This is a genomic window from Falsiroseomonas sp., assembly GCF_041690465.1.
GTDB lineage: Bacteria > Pseudomonadota > Alphaproteobacteria > Acetobacterales > Acetobacteraceae > Falsiroseomonas.
The window spans coordinates 53,056-66,857 of record NZ_JAWLHG010000002.1; the positions used below are offsets into that span (position 1 = coordinate 53,056).

7 protein-coding genes are annotated in these 13,802 nt (G+C 71.8%); all 7 read right to left on the reverse strand.

Annotated elements, in window-relative coordinates:
- Positions 1 to 29: 29 nt before the first annotated feature.
- The 7 genes from ACESM1_RS02470 to ACESM1_RS02500 all read right to left on the reverse strand — a co-directional run bounded on the left by ACESM1_RS02470 (position 30) and on the right by ACESM1_RS02500 (position 13,797).
- On the reverse strand, positions 30 to 1,142 hold the full coding sequence (locus tag ACESM1_RS02470) for an alpha-hydroxy acid oxidase (RefSeq protein ID WP_372617412.1): 1,113 nt from the start codon (positions 1,140 to 1,142) through the stop codon (positions 30 to 32).
- Between the two features lie 53 nt (positions 1,143 to 1,195).
- Positions 1,196 to 5,278 (reverse strand): glycogen debranching protein GlgX, encoded by a 4,083-nt coding sequence (gene glgX, locus ACESM1_RS02475; protein WP_372617414.1) that lies wholly within the window; start codon positions 5,276 to 5,278, stop codon positions 1,196 to 1,198.
- Positions 5,268 to 6,719 (reverse strand): glycogen synthase GlgA, encoded by a 1,452-nt coding sequence (gene glgA, locus ACESM1_RS02480; protein ID WP_372617416.1) that lies wholly within the window; start codon positions 6,717 to 6,719, stop codon positions 5,268 to 5,270. The genes glgX and glgA overlap by 11 nt, the downstream gene beginning before the upstream one ends.
- Entirely contained in the window at positions 6,716 to 7,945 is a 1,230-nt protein-coding gene (gene glgC / locus ACESM1_RS02485; RefSeq protein ID WP_372617898.1) for a glucose-1-phosphate adenylyltransferase, read from the reverse strand. The genes glgA and glgC overlap by 4 nt, the downstream gene beginning before the upstream one ends.
- A gap of 70 nt (positions 7,946 to 8,015) precedes the next feature.
- Entirely contained in the window at positions 8,016 to 10,247 is a 2,232-nt protein-coding gene (gene glgB / locus ACESM1_RS02490) for a 1,4-alpha-glucan branching protein GlgB (RefSeq protein ID WP_372617417.1), read from the reverse strand.
- On the reverse strand, positions 10,247 to 12,718 hold the full coding sequence (locus ACESM1_RS02495) for a glycogen/starch/alpha-glucan phosphorylase (protein WP_372617419.1): 2,472 nt from the start codon (positions 12,716 to 12,718) through the stop codon (positions 10,247 to 10,249). Before ACESM1_RS02495 ends, glgB begins: the two co-directional genes overlap by 1 nt.
- Before the next feature lie 140 nt (positions 12,719 to 12,858).
- Entirely contained in the window at positions 12,859 to 13,797 is a 939-nt protein-coding gene (locus ACESM1_RS02500; RefSeq protein WP_372617421.1) for a glucokinase, read from the reverse strand.
- Between the last annotated feature and the right edge of the window lie 5 nt (positions 13,798 to 13,802).

The window sequence follows — 13,802 nt, forward strand, 5'->3', positions numbered from 1 at the left end:
GCGTCGGTCAAGGACCGACGCCGCCAGTATCAATAGCCCCGCTCGAGCTCTGCCAGCAGCGGGAAGGCGGAATGGACATGCGGCGCCACCACCGGCGCCACCGCCTGCAGCTGACTGCGCTCCACCGCCGCGAAGCTGGTGGCGCCGAGCAGGCCGAGGCAGGTCTGCACCTCGTCCTCCAGCAGTTCCAGGATGCGCCGCACGCCCTCCTCGCCGGCCGCGGCCAGGCCGTAGCAGTAGAGCCGCCCGATCCCGACCAGCTCGGCGCCGAGCGCGACGGCCTTCACCAGGTCGGTGCCGCGGCTGATGCCGCCATCCATCCACACGCGCGCCTTGCCGCCCCTTGGGCCGCCCACCGCCTGCACCACCTCCGGCAGCACGGCGAAGGAGCCGCGGCCATGGTCGAGCTGGCGCCCGCCATGGTTGGAGACATAGACCACCTGGACGCCGTGCTGCACGGCGATCTCGGCGTCTTCGCCGGTGCCGATGCCCTTGAGGATCAGCGTCACGCCGGGGTGCTTCTCGCGGAAGCGGGCGATGTCGGCCCAGCTCAGCGCCGCCTGGTGGTTCATCCCCTCCGAGCGCGCGCGCCAGTGCTTGACGAAGCGCTTGGCGATGTCGCGCTCGCGCCGGCTGTAATGGGCGGTGTCCACGGTGATGGCGAAGGCGTCATAGCCGGCATCCATTGCGCGCTTCACGTGGTCGTCCACGAAGTCCGGCCCGCCGCGGACATAGAGCTGGAAGACCTTCGGCCCCTCGCCGATCGCCTGCGCCGAGCCCTCGAGCCCGGGCTGGGTGACGGAGGAGACCATGATCGGCACGCCGAATCCCGCCGCGGCGCGGCCGGCGCTGGCGGCGCCACCAGCCTCGAAGCTCTCGAGCGAGCCGACGGGGGCGAGCATCACCGGCAGGCGGATGCGGCGCCGGCCGAGGAAGTCGCCGCTGGTGTCCACCTTGCTGACGTCGCGCAGCACCCGCGGACGGAAGGCGACGGCGTCCAGCGCGGCGCGGTTGCGCTGCATCGTCGTCTCGGTCTCGGTCGCGCCGACCAGATAGTCCCAGATGTTGGCGTTGAGCTTGAGCTTCGCCGCCTTCACCAGCTCGTGCAGGGTCTGGAAGCGCTGCTGACCTTCGTTCGACATAGCGTGCCCCGTTGCGTCCCGGGGCGGAGAATGCCCCGGTCGGCGCGGCCTTCCTAGCCGGGGCGCAGCGCGCGCAGGCGGTCGAGCACGGCGCGGGCGCGCGCCACGTCCGACAGCGCATCGACCGGCACCGCCAGGCGGCGGCGCCAGTTCGGCCGTTGCCAGTCGGTGCCGGGCAGGTTCACCGCCACCTCCTCGCCGGCCAGATCCTCCGTCTGCACCAGCATCAGCGCCGAGGGCGTGCTCGCCACCAGCGCGTGGATCGCCGCCGCCAGCGCATCGTCCAGCGCACCCTCGGGCGAGGCGCCATCCGGCAGCTTCCCCTCCTGCGCCAGCATGTCGCACAGCGCCGCGCGGTCACGCGCGCGCTCGGCCATCGCCGCATCAAGGTCGCCGAGCAGGCCGAGCGACGCGCGCTCCGCAAGGTCGGCACCGGTCCAGAAGCCGGCCAGCGTCGGCAGGTCGTGGGTGGAGACGCAGGCCGCGGCACGCCGCGGCCATCGCGCCGGCGGGATGAAGGCCGCCTCGCGCCGCTCGAACCACAGCACGCGGTAGGAGAGGACATTGGCGGATTGCAGCGCCTCGCCCATGCCTTCCGGCACGGTGCCGAGGTCCTCGCCCACCACCATGCAGCGCGCGCGCTGCGATTCCAGCGCGACCTGGCCAAGCATCTCCTCGAACGGGTAGGCGATGTAGGCGCCGTCGCGTCCCTTGGCGCCCTGCGGCACCAGGAACAGCCGGCGCAGCCCGAGCACATGGTCGATCCGCAGCGCCGCGGCGTGCCGCATGTTCGCCCGCAGCAGCCGCGCGAAGGCGGCATGGCCCGTCGCGTGGGCGGCGCGCGGGTCGGGCGGCGGCAGGCCCCAGACCTGGCCCTCGGCGGCGAAGGGATCGGGCGGCGCGCCCACCTCGAAGCCGGGCAGGTAGCGCATGTCGCCCGACCACGGCTCCGCCCCATCCGGCGCCGCGCCGACCGCGAGATCCCGATAGAGCCCGGCGCCGGCCCGCCCGGCCTCGGCGAGCTGCGCATCGGCGAGCATCTGCTGGAAGGCGGCGAAGCCGACCGCATCCGCGTGGCGCGCGGCGAACGCCGGGACGCCGGCATCCTCGCCGTGCCGAAGCCCTTCGGGCCAGCGCCGCGCATCGCTGTGGCCCTCGGCCTCGGCGATGGCGGTATAGGCGCAGAAATGCGCGAGCGGCTTGCCGCCCTCATGGATGAAGGCGTCGAGCGCCGCACGTGCGCGCGGCACGCCGGGCAGGCTGCGCCAGGCGGCGCGCAGCACGGCGAGCTTGGCGTCCCACACCGCGCGATGGTCCACGCTGTCGCGGGCAGCGAGTGCTGCGAAAACCTGCTGGTGCGCCGCCAGCGCCGCGCGCACCTCCGGCGCGTCGGCGACGAAGGGCAGGCTGGCGACGTCGAGGAAGATCGGGTCGAGGAAGCGCCGGTCGGAAGGATGATAGGGGCTGGCGCGGCCGCGATCGGTCGGGAACAGCGCATGCGGCGGGCTGAGGCCGAGCACCGCCGCACCTTCCCGCGCGGCCAGCCGCGCGAGCTCCGCCACCGCGCGGAAATCGCCGATGCCCTGGTCGCCTTCCCGGCGCAGCGCGTAGATCTGCGCGGCGATGCCGAAGCGCCGGCCGCCTGCATCCAGCGCGGGCGGCAGGAAGGCGCGGCGCGGCACCACGGCGAGGTGGCAGAAGGCGTCCGGCGCCGCCTCGTCGAACAGGATGTGCCGGCCTTCCGGCAGCGGCGGCAGCGCCACCAGGCGATGCGCCGCGGCGCGACCATCGGGGCTTACGAAGCGCTGCGTCTCGCCGGCATCCGGCGCGATGTCGAAGGTCTGCTCGCCGCCCTCTTCCAGCCTGAGGCGCAGGCGCGCCGGCCGGTCCGCCAGCGCGAGCGGCACGCGCACCGCATCGGCCTGGCAGGTCAGCGCCTGCGGCAGCGCGCGCGGCGCGGAGAGCATGACGAGGCTGTGCAGCACCTCCCCGTCGCGCCCCGCCGGCAAGCCGAGCGCGCCGAGCAGGGCGCGCAGCGTGTCCTCCGGCACGTCGTAGCGTGCGCCGGAGATCTCGTGCCAGAAGGTCGCGATCCCCACGGATTGCGCCAGCCGCGCCAGCAGCGCGGGATCGCCGCGGCGGGCGGCGCTGCGTTCCTCGGCCAGCAGCAGCACGGCGCGGGCGGGCAGCGCATCGCCCGGCTCGCCCTCGCGTTCCGGCGCGGCGCTGTCGGCCAGCAGGCGCCAGCGATGGCCCGGCCGCGGCGCGGGCAGCACGAGCGGCAGCGCGGCCTCGCCGGCGTTCAGCGCCACCAGGCAGCGATCGCCGTGCTCGTGCAGCAGCACAGTCAGCGCGCGTGTCTCCGGATCGTGCCAGTCGGGCTCGCCCATCGGCGCGCCATCGGGGCGCAGCCAGGCCGCGTCCTCGCTGCCGTTCAGCGGTGCGGCATGGGTCAGCGCGGGATGCGCATGGCGCGCGGTGACGAGGCGGCGCGTGAAGGCGAGCAGCCCTTCATCCATCGCGTCCCAGTCGAGCCAGCTCGTCGCATTGTCCTGCGCATAGGCATTGTTGTTGCCGTTTTGGCTGCGGCCGCACTCGTCGCCCATGGACAGCATCGGCGTGCCGCGCGCGGCGAGCAGCGTCGCCAGCAGCGCGCGCATGTCGGCGCCGCGGCGGGCGCGCACGCGCGGGTCGTCCGTCGGCCCCTCGACGCCGGCGCTCCAGGAATGGTTGGCGTTGGTGCCGTCGCGGTCGTGCTCGCCATTCGCCGCGTTGCGCTTCGCCGTGAAGCTGACGAGGTCGGCCAGGGTGAAGCCGTCATGCGCGGTGACGAAGTTCACGCTGTCGGTCACCGGCCGCCCCCGGAACGCGTCGGCGGAGCCGGCGAGCCGCGTCGCCACCGCGCCGGCCATGCCGGCATCGCCACGCCAGAAGCGGCGCACATCGTCGCGGAAGCGGTCGTTCCACTCGCCCCAGCCCGGCGGGAACGTCCCGAGTTGATATCCCTCGCGCCCGATGTCCCAGGGCTCCGCGATCATCATCCGCTCGCGCAGCACCGGATCCTGCCGCATCGCCTGGATCAGCGGCGCATCGGCGTCGAAGCCGTCCTCGCGCCGCGCCAGCGTGGTGGCGAGGTCGAGGCGGAAGCCGTCGAGCCCCGCCGCCTCCGCCCAATGCCGCAGCGCGTCCATCGCCAGCCGCAGCGGCCAGGGACGGTCGAGCGCCAGCACGTTGCCGCAGCCCGCATCGTCCACGTAGCGCCAGCGATCCTCCGGCTGCAGCCGGTAGAAGGTGGCGTTCGCCAGGCCGCGCAACGACAGCGTCGGCCCGAGATGGTCGCTCTCGCCGGTGTGGTTCAGCACGACGTCCTGCACCACTTCGAGCCCGGCCTGCTGCAACGCCGCGACCGCCGCCCGCACCTCCGCCATGCCGCCCGGCGCCAGACGCGGATCGGGGCAGAGCGGCGCCACCGGGTTGTAGCCCCAGTAGTTGGAAAGCCCGAGCACCGGCAGGTGCCGCTCATCCACCCAGGCAGCGGCCGGCAGCAGCTCCACCGTGGTGACGCCGAGTTTTCGCAGATGCTCGATCGCCGCCGGATGCGCGAGCCCGGCGAAGGTACCGCGGATGGCCTGCGGGATGCGCGGATGCAGCGCGGTGAAGCCCTTCACATGCAGCTCGTAGATCACCCGCGGATCGCGCATGCGCGTGCGCGGCGCAACGGGCGGCAGGGCAGGGGTCAGCACCGCCTTCGGCAGGAACGGCGCGCTGTCAGCCGGGTCGGGATGCCGATGCGTGTCGAACAGCGCGGGATGCAGCGCGAAGCGGCGATCGAGCGCGCGCGCCCAGGGGTCCACCAGCAGCTTCGCCGCATTGAAGCGATGGCCGCGCCAGGGCGCCCACGGGCCTTCCGCCCGCAGCCCGTAGCGCGTGCCGGCGGCAAGCCCGGCGATCTCGCCGTGATGCACGTCGCCGGTGCGACCGGGCAGGCGGATGCGCGCAACCTCGCGGTCCTGCGCATCGAAGACGCAGACGAAGAGCGCGGTGGCATCCGGTGCGGGGAAGGCGAAGCGCGCGCCATCTTCCGTCAGCCAGGCGCCGAGCGGCTCCGGCGCACCGGGCGCGGCCTCAGCCTGCATCCGCCACCAACTCCCGATACAGCGCCGCGTAGCGTGCGGCGGAACGATCCCAGGAGACATCGCTGCGCAGCGCATTCGCCTGCAGCCGCCGCCACATCGCCTGGTCGCGCCACAGCCGCGCGACGCGCAGCACCGTCGCGACCAGCATCTCCTGCGTCACCGGCGAGAAGTGGAAGCCGGTGCCGATGCCTTCGGCGAGCGCCATCTCGTTGGCGTCCACCACGCTGTCCACCAGCCCGCCGACATGCGCCACCAGCGGCAGCGCGCCGTAGCGGAGTGCGGCGAGCTGCGCCAGGCCGCAGGGCTCGAATCGGCTGGGCACCAGGATCACGTCGCTGCCGGCATAGATCAGCCGCGCCAGCGCCTCGTCGAAGCCGATCTGCGCGCCGACGCGCCCGGGATGCGCGGCCGCCGCGCCGCGGCAGCCTTCCTCCAGCCCCCATTCGCCGCTGCCGAGCAGCGCCACCTGCGCGCCCTCCGCCAGCATCGCGGGCAGCGCGCCGAGCAGCATGTCCACGCCCTTCTGCCAGGCGAGCCGCCCGACGAATCCGAACAGCAGCGTCGAGGGATTCTCCTCGAGACCCAGCCGCCGCTGCAGCGCCACCTTGTTGGCCGCACGCGGCGCGGCGTCGCGCGCATCGAAGCGCGCCTCCAGCCGCGGATCGCGCGACGGGTCGAAATCCACCGTGTCGAGCCCGTTGAGGATGCCGGAGACATGCCCGCCGCGGCCGCGCAGCAACCCGTCCAGCCCCATGCCGAGCGCGGGCGTGCCGATCTCCGCCGCATAGGTGGGCGAGACGGTGTTGATGCGGTCGGCGTACCAGAGGCCGGCCTTCAGGAAGCCGATCGTGCCGTAGTATTCCAGCCCCTGCACCGACATCGCCTCCGGCGGCAGGCCGAGGCGCGGGAACAGCCAGGAGCCGAACTTCCCCTGGAAGGCCAGGTTGTGCACGGTGAACAGCACGGGTTTCCGCGGGCCGGGCGCGAAGCGCAGATAGGCCGGCACCAGGCCGGCCTGCCAGTCATGCGCATGCACCGCATCGAAGGCGAGGCCGCGCAGCCCCTCGGTGGCGACGGCACCGGCCACCGCGCCAAGCGCGGCGAAGCGCAACCCGTTATCCTCCCACTCGCCGCCATGCGGCGCGAGATAGGGGTTGCCGGGTCGCGCATAGAGGTGCGGCGCGTCGAGCACCAGCAGGTCGAGCCCCGCCGCCTCGCCGCGCAGCAGCCGCGCCGGGCCGCCGAACAGCTCGTCGAAGCGGCGCAGCGTGCGTGCCGGCTTCAGCGCGCCGAGCACCGCCGGATAGCCGGGCAGCAGCGTCGTCACCTGCACGCCCTGCGGCGCCAGCACGCCGGGCAGCGCGCCCGCCACATCGGCGAGCCCGCCAGTCTTGATCAGCGGCGCGCATTCGGAGGCAACCGCGAGGACGCGGAGGCTCATCGCATCGCAGGCAGGTGGTCGAGCATGGCCTGGGTGATGAGGCAGATCCCCTTCTCGGTGCGGCGGAAGCGGCGCGCATCCTCGACCGGATCCTCGCCGACCACGAGGCCGTCCGGGATGCGCACGCCGCGATCCACCACCACGTTCTTCAGCCGAGCGCGCCGCCCGACATCCACATAGGGCAGCAGCACCGCGCCCTCGACGCTCGCATAGGAATGCATGTGCACGCCGGTGTGCAGCAGCGATCGCCGCGCGGCGGCGCCCGAGAGGATGCAGCCGCCGGAGACGAGCGAGGAGATCGCCTCGCCACGCCGCCCGTCCATGTCATGCACGAATTTCGCCGGCGGCGTGATCTCGGCGTAGGTCCAGATCGGCCAGTCGCGGTCGAACAGGTCGAGTTCCGGCACCACGTCGGTCAGGTCGATGTTGGCTTCCCAGTACGCATCCACCGTGCCGACATCCCGCCAATAGGGCGTCGCCTCGGCGGAGGAGCGCACGCAGGACGCTTCCAGCCGGTGCGCCACCGCCTTCCCGTTCTTGACGAGGTAGGGGATGATGTCGCGGCCGAAATCGCGCTTGCTGCCGGGGGTCGCGGCATCGCGGCGCAACTCGTCGAACAGCAGCCGCGTCTCGAAGACGTAGATGCCCATGGAGGCCAGCGCGACGTCCTCGCGGCCCGGAATGCCCGGCGGATCGGCGGGCTTTTCCAGGAAGTCCACGATGCGGTCGTGTTCGTCCACATGCATCACGCCGAAGCCGGTCGCTTCCATGCGCGGCACGGTGACGCAGCCGACCGTGACATCGGCACCGCTGTCGCAGTGCTGCGCCAGCATGTACTCGTAGTCCATCTTGTAGATGTGGTCGCCGGCCAGCACGACGATATGCCGCGGCGCCATGTCGGCGACGATGTCGATGTTCTGGTACACCGCATCCGCGGTGCCCTCGTACCACGCCGTCTCGCTGGTGCGCTGGCTGGCGGGCAGGATGTCGAAGCTCTCGTTCCGCTCGGGACGCAGGAAGTTCCAGCCGCGCTGCAGGTGGCGGATCAGGCTGTGCGCCTTGTACTGCGTTGCCACCGCCACGCGCCGGATGCCGGAATTGATCGCGTTCGACAGCGCGAAGTCGATGATCCGCGTCTTGCCGCCGAAGAACACCGCCGGCTTCGCCCGCCGGTCGGTGAGTTCCATCAGCCGTGAGCCGCGCCCGCCGGCCAGCACGAAGGCCATGGCGTTCCGCGCAAGCGGCGCGGGGCCTTCGACGCGCCGCACCGTCGCCGGCGCGGCAGGGGTTTCGGGGCTACGCGCCATCCTTGTCCTCCCGCGGTTGGTCTGCCGTCTCGGGCACCAGCCAGACACTTGCCAGCGGCGGCAGCACCACCGTGGCGGAGGCCGGGAAACCACGATGCGGCACGTCCTCCGCCTCCACCATACCCAGATTGCCCATCCCGGAGCCGCCATGGCAAACGGCATCCGTGTTCAGCACCTCCCGCCACCGTCCGGCGCGCGGCAGGCCGATGCGCATGCCGACGCGCGGTACCGGCGTGAAGTTGCACAGCACCGCAACCGGCGGGTCGCCCTTTGCGCCGAAGCGCAACCAGGTGAAGGTGGATTGCTCCGCATCGTCGGCGTCGATCCAGCGGAACCCCTCCGGCTCCGCATCGCGCGCATGCAGCGCCGGCAGATCGCGGTAGAGCAGGTTCAGCTCACGCAGCAGGCGCTGCATGTTCGCGTGCGGCGCGAATTGCAGCAGCCCCCAATCGAGTTCGCGTTCCTCCGACCATTCCCGCCACTGCGCGAACTCGCCGCCCATGAACAGCAGCTTCTTGCCGGGATGGGCCCACATGAAGGCGAAATAGGCGCGCAGCGTCGCGAAGCGCTCCCAGTTGTCGGGGCTGCGCCCCTGCGGCATCCGCCCGATCAGCGAGCCCTTGCCGTGCACCACCTCGTCATGGCTGAGCGGCAGCACGAAATCCTCGCTGTAGGCGTACATCATCGAGAAGTTCATCAGCTGGTGGTGCCAGCGGCGATGCACCGGATCGAGCTGCACGTAGCGCAGCGTGTCGTTCATCCAGCCCATGTTCCACTTGTAGCGGAAGCCGAGCCCGCCCTTCTCCGCCGGGCGCGTCACGCCGGGCCAGGAGGTCGCCTCCTCCGCCACCATGACCGCGCCGGGATGCTCTTCCTCCACCAGCGCGTTGACATTGCGCAGGAAGGCGATCGCGTCCTTGTTGTCGGTGCTGCCATCGGGATTCGGTGCCCAGTCGCCCGGCGCGCGGCCGTGATCCAGCCAGACCATCGCCGAGACCGCGTCCACCCGCAGGCCATCGACGTGGAACCGGTCGAGCCAGTGCAGCGCGGAGGAGGTGAGGAAGGCCGCGACCTCCCGCCGCCCGTAGTCGAACACCGCCGTGCCCCATTCGCGGTGCGAGCCGCGGCGCGGATCGGCATGTTCATAGAGCGGCGCGCCGTCGAAGCGGATCAGGCCGTGCGGGTCGCGCGGGAAATGCGCCGGGACCCAATCCAGGATCACGCCGAGCCCGGCGCGGTGCGCCGCATCCACGAAGCGCATCAGCCCGCGCGCATCGCCCATCCGGGCGGTGGGCGCGAACATGCCGATCGGCTGGTAGCCCCAACTGGCATCCAGCGGATGCTCCATCACCGGCATCAGCTCGATATGCGTGAAGCCCATCCAGGCGACGTAGGGGATGAGCGAGTCGGCCAACTCGTCCCAGCTGTAGAAACGCCCATCGGGATGCTTCCGCCAGGAGGGCGCATGCACCTCGTAGACCGAAATGGGCGCGCGGCGCGACTGCCGCGCAGCGCGTGTCGCGACGTAGTCGCCATCGCCCCATGAAAAGTCGGATTCCTCCGCGACGAGCGAGGCGGTGGAAGGCCGCATCTCCGCCGCCAGGCCGAAGGGATCGGCCTTCCAGGGCTGCTCCTCGCCGTCGCGCGAGAGGATGGCGAATTTGTACGGCTGGCCGGCGCCGATGCCGGGGATGAAGATCTCCCACAGCCCGGAATCCACGCGCTTGCGCATCACGTGCCGGCGCACATCCCAGTCGTTGAAGCCGGCGACGAGGGAGACGCGCGCCGCATTCGGCGCCCAGACGGCGAAGCGCACGCCGGCCGCGCCCTCATGCACCATGCAATGGGCGCCGAGCCGCTCATGCAGGCGGCGATGCGTGCCCTCCACCAGCAGGTGGTCGTCGAGCGGGCCGAGCGTCGGGCCGAAGCGGTAGGGATCCTCGATCTCCCAGGCGCCGGCCGCGTTGCGCGCCGCGAGGCGATAGGCGAGGGGGCGCCGCGCGCCCACCACCAGCCCCTCGAAGAACCCTGCATCGTGCCGGCGGAGGAGCGGCGTGCGCGCGCCCTCGGCGACCACGTCGAGGAACTCCGCATGCGGCACGAAGGCCCGCACGACCAGTCCACCCGGCGCCGGATGCGGCCCGAGCAGCGCGAAGGGGTCCGCATGGCGGGCGGCCAGCAGGGCGTCCAGTTCCGCCTGGGGTGCGCGCCAGGCCTCCATCAGCGCTTCACCGGCACGTTCCAGATCTCCTCGGCATATTCGGCGATGGTGCGGTCGGAGGAGAACCAGCCGACATTGGCGGTGTTCAGCACCGCCGAGCGGCCCCAGCCCGCCGGATCGCGCCAGCGCTCCTCCACCTGCCGCTGCGTCTCGTAGTAGCTGTCGAAATCCGCCGCGACCATGAACCAGTCGGCGGCGCGCAGCCCGGCGACGAGATCGCGGTAGCGGTCGCAATCGTCGGGGGAGAAGACACCCTTCTCCACCTGCTCCAGCGCCTCCTCCAGCCGGCGCGACCGCTCGATCGCGACCTCGCCTCGCCAGCCCTTGCGGCGGTTCTCCTCCACCTGGTCGGTGGTCAGCCCGAAGATGAAGATGTTCTCGTCGCCGACATGTTGCTTGATCTCCACATTGGCGCCGTCGAGCGTGCCGATGGTGAGCGCGCCGTTCAGCGCGAACTTCATGTTGCCGGTGCCGGATGCCTCCATCCCCGCCGTCGAGATCTGCTCCGACAGGTCGGCCGCCGGCACGATGAGCTCGGCGAGCGAGACGTTGTAGTTCGGCAGGAACATGATCTTCAGCCGGTCGTGCACCGTGGGGTCGCTGTTCACCACGCGCGCCACGTCATGCGCCAGCTTGATGATGAGCTTCGCCGTGTGGTAGCTCGCAGCCGCCTTGCCGGCGAGGATCTTGACCCGCGGCACCCAGTCGCGCGTCGGCTGGCTGCGGATCTCGTCGTAGAGCGCCACCGCCTCCAGCACGTTCAGCAGCTGGCGCTTGTATTCGTGGATGCGCTTGATCTGCACGTCGAAGATCGCCTCGGTGTCGAGGCGAAGCTGGAAGCGCTCGCGCACCATCGCGGCCAGCGCTTCCTTGTTGGCGCGCTTCACCGCGGCGAAGCGCTCGCGGAAGCCGGCGTCCTCGGCCAGCGGGCGCAGCTTCTCCAGCGCGCTTTCGTCGTCCAGCACCTTCGGCCCGACCGCCTCGACCAGCAGCGAGGTCAGGTGGGGATTGGATTGCTGCAGCCAGCGTCGGAAGGTGATGCCATTGGTCTTGTTGGTGATGCGCCCCGGCGCCACGCGGTCGAGATCGGCGAAGACGGTCTTCTTCAGCAGGTCGGAGTGCAGCGCCGAGACGCCGTTCACCTTGTGCGAACCGATGAAGGCGAGATGCCCCATCCGCACGCGCCGCCCGTGTCCTTCCTCGATCAGCGACACCGAGGAGAGCAGCGAGGTGTCGCCCGGGAAGGCCTGCCGCACCTCGTCCAGGTGCAGGGCGTTGATCAGGTAGATCAACTGCATGTGGCGCGGCAGCATCCGCTCCATCAGCGGCACCGGCCAGCTTTCCAGCGCCTCCGGCAGCAGGGTGTGGTTGGTGTAGGAGATGGTGCCGCGGGTGGCCTTCCAGGCCTCCTCCCAGGGAATGTCGTGCAGGTCCACCAGGATGCGCATCAGCTCCGTCACGGCGATCGCGGGATGTGTGTCGTTCAGCTGCACTGCGACGCGGTCGGGCAGGCTGCGCAGGTCGCCGAACACGCGCAGGTGCCGCCGCACCAGGTCCTGCAACGCGGCGGAGGTGAAGAAGTATTCCTGGCGCAGCCGCAATTCCTGCCCCGCCGGCGTCTCGTCCGACGGGTAGAGCAGGCGGGAGATCGCCTCCGCCTTCATCCGGTCGGCCAGCGCGCCGACATGGTCGCCGCGGTTGAACGCTTCCAGCCGCAGCGGATCGGCGGCGCGGGCCGACCACAGCCGCAATGTGTTCACGTGCCGCCCGCGCCAGCCGACGATCGGCGTGTCATAGGCCACCGCCTGGACGGTCTCGGCCGGCTTCCAGACATGGCGCACCCGCGCCCCGCTGACGGTCGCGGCCTCCACCGTGCCGCCGAAGCCGATCTCGTGGGCGATCTCGGGGCGGGCGAATTCCCAGGGGTTGCCGAAGGTCAGCCAGTCCTCCGGATATTCGCGCTGCCACCCGTCGCGGATGATCTGGCGGAACAGCCCGTGGTCGTAGCGGATGCCGTAGCCGAAGGCAGGGATGGACAGCGTCGCCATGCTCTCCATGAAGCAGGCGGCCAGCCGCCCGAGCCCGCCATTGCCGAGGGCTGCGTCCTGCTCCGCCTCGCGCAGCTTGGTCCCGTCCACGCCGAGTGAATCCAGCGCCAGGCGCACCGTCTCGCCGAGGCCGAGGTTGGAGACGTTGTCGCGGAACAGCCGGCCGACCAGGAATTCCAGGCTGAGATAATAGACCTGCTTGGCGCCGGACTGGTACGTCGCCCGCGTCAGGTCGATCCAGCGGTCCACGATGTGGTCGCGCACCGCCATGGAAGCGGCCATGAACCAGTCGCGGTCGCGGGCGCCGAGGCGGCTCTTGCCCAGGTCGTAGGTGAGCTTCTGCACGATGGCGTCGCGCATCGCGGCTGCATCGGCGGGCAGCGCGGCCTGGCCGGCCGCGGCGTTGGGCGGCGTCGTATCCATGATCCCCTTGGTCCCCTTCGGAAGCTTCCGGTGCCCGATGTCCTCCCCCATCCGGCGTCGAACGCGCCTTGCGGGCATGTGTGCCCGAACCCCGCCTGGATTAGAAGCTTGGGCGCGCCGGATGTTGCGGCGCGGGACCGTCACGCCTCCGTCAGGCGGGCCAGGGCGGCCAGGCCGAGGAAGGCCGGCGCCTCATGCATCACGAGGCGCAGCGGCACGCCGGCGATCCAGTCCTGCATCGGCGCCTTGGCCTCGAACCGGGCGCGGAAGCGGCTGCTGTCGAGCCGTGCGGCCAGCCGCGGCAGGATGCCGCCGGCGAGGAACACGCCGCCCCGCGCGCCCCAGGCCAGCGCCATGTCGCCCGCGAAGCCGGCACAGAAATCGAGGAACAGGTCCAGCGCCTCCGCCGCGACGGCGCAATGCGCGGCCGCGGCGACCACCTCGGCGGCGTCGCGCTCCGGCACCGCGGCGCCGCGCAGACCGGCGACGATGGCGTGCAGGTTGGCGAGCCCCCGGCCGGAAAGCGCCTCCTCCGCGCCGGCGCGGCCGCAGCGGGCGCGCAGGGCGGCGACCACCGCATCCTCCCGCGCATCGGTCGGCGCCAGCCCGGCATGGCCACCCTCGGTGGAGATCGCCAGCCCGGGGCCCGGCAGGAAGCCGGCCATGCCGAGCCCGGTACCGGGGCCGAGCACCAGCATCGGCGCCCCCGTGGCGGCCCGGCCGCCGCCGATCGGCAGCAGGTCGTCGCTCGCCAGATGCGGCAGCGCATAGGCCTGCGCCAGGAAATCATTGACCAGCCGCACCCGCCCGAAGCCGAAGCGCGCGCCCAGCGCGGCGGCCGAAACCTCCCACGGTGCATTGGTCATGCGCACCGGCTCCGTCACCACCGGCCCGGCGAGGGCGAGCACCGCGGTCTCCACCCCGCCCTCCGGCGCCAGGTGACCCAGTGCGCGCGCCACCGCGTCCTCCACCGTGGCGAAGCCCGCCACCGGGAGGATGAGATGCGGGCCATGCACCGCGCCCCGCAGCAGGGCGAAGCGGGCGTTGGTCCCGCCGATGTCGGCGAGCAGCGCCTTCAAGCGCG

Coding starts and splice junctions, on each gene's coding strand:
- ACESM1_RS02470 (WP_372617412.1), bottom strand. CDS start 1,142: ATGTCGAACGAAGGTCAGCAGCGCTTCCAGACCCTGCACGAGCTGGTG.
- glgA (WP_372617416.1), bottom strand. CDS start 6,719: ATGAGCCTCCGCGTCCTCGCGGTTGCCTCCGAATGCGCGCCGCTGATC.
- glgB (WP_372617417.1), bottom strand. CDS start 10,247: ATGGAGGCCTGGCGCGCACCCCAGGCGGAACTGGACGCCCTGCTGGCC.
- glgX (WP_372617414.1), bottom strand. CDS start 5,278: ATGCAGGCTGAGGCCGCGCCCGGTGCGCCGGAGCCGCTCGGCGCCTGG.
- ACESM1_RS02495 (WP_372617419.1), bottom strand. CDS start 12,718: ATGGATACGACGCCGCCCAACGCCGCGGCCGGCCAGGCCGCGCTGCCC.
- glgC (WP_372617898.1), bottom strand. CDS start 7,945: ATGGCCTTCGTGCTGGCCGGCGGGCGCGGCTCACGGCTGATGGAACTC.